5 protein-coding genes are annotated in these 3,802 nt (G+C 70.3%); 3 read left to right on the forward strand and 2 right to left on the reverse strand.

The window, feature by feature from the left end:
- Positions 1 to 1,125, forward strand: a 1,125-nt coding sequence (locus tag ACTWQJ_RS48010) for an MFS transporter (RefSeq protein WP_443312671.1), incomplete at its 5' end; no start/stop codon positions are given.
- A 43-nt stretch (positions 1,126 to 1,168) separates the two neighbouring features.
- Complete coding sequence (gene thpR, locus ACTWQJ_RS48015) at positions 1,169 to 1,741, forward strand: RNA 2',3'-cyclic phosphodiesterase (protein WP_443312672.1); 573 nt, start codon at positions 1,169 to 1,171, stop codon at positions 1,739 to 1,741.
- 126 nt (positions 1,742 to 1,867) lie between these two features.
- Here the strand turns inward: thpR and ACTWQJ_RS48020 are convergent, their stop codons facing one another.
- Together ACTWQJ_RS48020 and ACTWQJ_RS48025 are read right to left on the reverse strand one after the other, a co-directional pair.
- Complete coding sequence (locus tag ACTWQJ_RS48020) at positions 1,868 to 2,863, reverse strand: aldo/keto reductase (protein WP_443312673.1); 996 nt, start codon at positions 2,861 to 2,863, stop codon at positions 1,868 to 1,870.
- 147 nt (positions 2,864 to 3,010) lie between these two features.
- Complete coding sequence (locus ACTWQJ_RS48025) at positions 3,011 to 3,364, reverse strand: DoxX family protein (protein ID WP_443312674.1); 354 nt, start codon at positions 3,362 to 3,364, stop codon at positions 3,011 to 3,013.
- Between the two features lie 119 nt (positions 3,365 to 3,483).
- Here ACTWQJ_RS48025 and ACTWQJ_RS48030 point away from each other — a divergent pair.
- Positions 3,484 to 3,802, forward strand: a 319-nt coding sequence (locus ACTWQJ_RS48030; protein ID WP_443312675.1) for a LysR family transcriptional regulator, incomplete at its 3' end; no start/stop codon positions are given.

Genomic DNA, 3,802 nt, shown 5'->3' on the forward strand with positions numbered 1-3,802 from the left:
CTGCAGTTCCTGCCGATGCTGCTCTTCGGCCTCTACGGCGGTGTCCTCGTCGACCGCCTCCCCAAGCGCCCCACCCTGCTGGTCACCCAGACCGCGATGGCGGTGACGGGCCTGGCGCTGGCGTTCCTCACGATCACCGGCCATGTCGAGGTCTGGCACGTCTACGTCGCCGCCTTCGCCGTCGGCCTCGCCACGGTCGTCGACAACCCCGCCCGGCAGTCCTTCGTCTCCGAGATGGTCGGCCCCGACCAGCTCCAGAACGCGGTCAGTCTGAACTCCGCCAACTTCCAGTCCGCCCGCCTGATCGGCCCCGCCGTCGCGGGCCTGCTGATCACCGGCGTGGGGACCGGCTGGGCGTTCCTCCTCAACGGCCTGTCCTTCGTCGCGCCCATCGCCGGCCTGCTGCTGATGCGCGCCCGCGAACTGCACCCCGTCCGGCGCGCCCCGCGCGGCAAGGGACAGCTGCGCGAGGGCCTGGCCTACGTCGCCGGCCGCCCCGAGCTGGTCTGGCCGATCGTGCTGGTCGGCTTCATAGGGACGTTCGCCTTCAACTTCCCGGTCTACCTGTCGGCCTTCGCGGACGAGGTCTTCCACGTCGGCGCGGGCACGTACAGCCTGTTCAACACGCTGATGGCGGTCGGCTCGGTGACGGGTGCGCTGCTGGCGGCCCGGCGGGGCACGGCTCGGCTGCGGCTCCTGGCCGCGGCGGCACTGGTCTTCGGCACGGTGGAGATCGTGGCCGCGGTGACCCCCTCGTTGTGGCTCTTCGCCTTGCTGATGATCCCGCTCGGCCTCTTCGGCATGACGGTCAACGTCACCGCCAACACCGGCATCCAGATGGCCACGGATCCGGCCATGCGGGGCCGGGTGATGGCCCTGTACATGATGGTCTTCCTGGGCGGCTCCCCGGTCGGCGCCCCGATCGTCGGCTGGATCACCGACACCTACGGCCCCCGGGTCGGCCTCGCGTCCGGCGGCGCGGTGGCCGCCCTCGCCGCCATCACCATCGGCCTGATCCTGGCCCGCGCGGGCGGCCTGCGCCTGTCGGTGGGCTGGAACTCCGGGCATCCGCGGGTGCGGTTCGTTCCTCGGGGGGAGCGGGAGGAGCTGGCGACAGCGGCGTGATCGACGGAGACCCCTCCGAGTGCAGCGGGGGCAGACTGGGTTCATGAGACTCTTCGCCGCCGTGCTCCCGCCCGACGAGGTTGTCCATGAGCTCGCCTTGGAAGTGGCCGAGCTGAAGAGGCTGCCCGGTGCGGACGGGCTGCGCTGGACCGGGCGGCCCGGGTGGCACTTCACGCTCGCGTTCTACGGGGAGGTCGAGGACGACCTCGTATCGGAGCTGTCGGCGCGGCTGGAGCGGGCCGCGCACCGCACGCCGGCCTTCCCGCTGGCCCTGCGGGGCGGCGGGCAGTTCGGGCGGGGGAGAGCGCTGTGGGCCGGAGCGGAGGGTGACCTGGTGACGCTGCGGCTGCTGGCCGACCGCACCGAGGCGGCCGCGCGGAAGGCGGGTGTGCCGATGGGGGAGCACCGCCGCTACAAGGCCCACCTGACGGTGGCCCGCAGCCGACATGCGGTGAACGCACGGGCGTACGTCGACGCTCTGGCCGGGTTCGGGAGCCGTACCTGGACGGTGGACGAGCTGGTCCTGGTGCGCAGCAACCTGCCGAAGTCCGGGTTGGCGGGCGAGCAGCCCCGGTACGAGGCGGTCGCCCGCTGGCCACTCGGCGGGGCCGGTTAGGCTCGATACGTGGACCCGAAAACCCGGAACCGGATCATGGCCGGTGCGCTTGTGCTGATGTTCGTGGTGGTGGCGGTGGCGGCGGCGTTCGGACAGTAGCGCGCCGCCACCCCTTGGTGGCCGCGCCTACCAGGCGAACGCCTCCGGAGACGGCCCCGGACCCGGGAAGATCTCGTCCAGTCCGGCCAGCACCTCGTCCGAGAGCTCCAGCTCGACCGCTCGCAGGGCCGACGTCAGCTGCTCCGCGGTGCGCGGGCCGACGATCGGGCCGGTCACGCCGGGGCGGGTGAGCAGCCAGGCCAGGGCGGTCTCGCCGGGTTCCAGGCCGTGCTTGTCGAGCAGGTCCTCGTACGCCTGGATCTGCGCGCGTGCGGCCGGGTCGGCGAGGGTGTCGGCGGCCCGGCCGGAGGCGCGCCGGCCGCCCTCGACCTCCTTCTTGATCACGCCGCCCAGCAGGCCGCCGTGCAGCGGCGACCAGGGAATGACGCCGAGGCCGTAGTCCTGTGCGGCCGGGATGACCTCCATCTCGGCGCGGCGCTCGGCGAGGTTGTAGAGGCACTGCTCGCTGACGAGGCCGATGGTGCCGCCGCGCCGGGCAGCGATCTCGTTGGCCTGGGCGATCTTGTAACCGGGGAAGTTGGAGGAGCCGACGTACAGGATCTTGCCCTGCTGGATGAGGACGTCGATGGCCTGCCAGATCTCCTCGAAGGGCGTGGCCCGGTCGATGTGGTGGAACTGGTAGACGTCGATGTAGTCGGTCTGCAGCCGCTTCAGGCTGGCGTCCACGGCCCGGCGGATGTTGAGCGCGGAGAGCTTGTTGTGGTTGGGCCATGGCTCGCTGTCGTCCGGGGCCATGTTCCCGTACACCTTGGTGGCGAGGACGACCTTGTCGCGCCGGTCGCCGCCCTTGGCGAACCAGTTCCCGATGATGCGTTCCGTACGACCCTTGTTCTCGCCCCAGCCGTAGACGTTGGCGGTGTCGAAGAAGTTGATCCCCGCGTCCAGCGCCGCGTCCATGATCGCGTGACTGTCCGCTTCGTCCGTCTGCGGTCCGAAGTTCATCGTGCCGAGGACCAGTCGGCTGACCTTGAGTCCGGTACGTCCGAGCTGCGTGTACTTCATGGTGTGCACGCTAACTGCGTGGAGTGCGCTCTAAGCAAGGGAGTTGATGAAGGTCGCCCAGGTGGTGGGGGTGACCTGCAGCGTGCGGGTGCCAAAGCGGCCAATTGGGGGCCGGGGGGGTGGTGAGGCTGGTGGGGCGTGGCAGGTCTATTGTGCGGCGGCCGTCAGGGCGAGGGATGTGGTGGCCAGAGCCAAGAAGGCGGCCGGGAACGCGATGTTGTAGTAGACGCGGGCGCGGATGTGGGCGGCTACTGCGCCGATGAAGAACAGGGTGAGGCCCAGCGCGGCTGCCATGCCGAGGAACTGGACGCCCAGGAGGCCGAGCAGGAGCCCGGCGGCTCCGGACGCCTTGAGGACCGCGAGCCAGGGGAGCGAGGACTCCGGGACGCCTACCTCGGCTGAATTGGCGAGGACGAACCTGGCCCTCGAGAGGTCCGCGACGGCGATCCCGGCGTTGGCCGCGATTGTGATGGCGGTGATCAGTACGTAGGCGGTGAACATGTGCCTTCCCTCTCGGTTGAGCACCCGGTGAGCGTGGGCGAGGCATGGCCCGAGCGCTACGACAAGCCTCACTGAAACGTGCGCTTGGCGTCCAATACCTGCGTTTATAACCTTCAGGCATGGATGTCGACACCCGGCTGCTGCGCTGCTTCGTCGCCGTGGCGGAGGAGGGGAGTCTGACGCGTGCGGCGGAGCGGCTGTTCGTGTCCCAACCGGCGCTGACGAAGCAGATCAAGCAATTGGAGACCCGACTCGGAGTGCCGCTGTTCACTCGGTCGAGGGCCGGTATGGCCCTCACCGAGCCGGGTCGGGCCCTGGCGGAGCGGGTGCCTGTCCTGCTGGCCGAGTGGGACCGGATACTGCGGGAGACGAAGAGCACGGCCAGCCGGGCGGCACGTGTGCTGCGGGTCGGTTTCCTGGCCAGCGCCGCCAACGAGG

Origin of the sequence: Streptomyces sp. KR55, from assembly GCF_052245645.1 — a bacterium.
GTDB lineage: Bacteria > Actinomycetota > Actinomycetes > Streptomycetales > Streptomycetaceae > Streptomyces > Streptomyces flavusporus.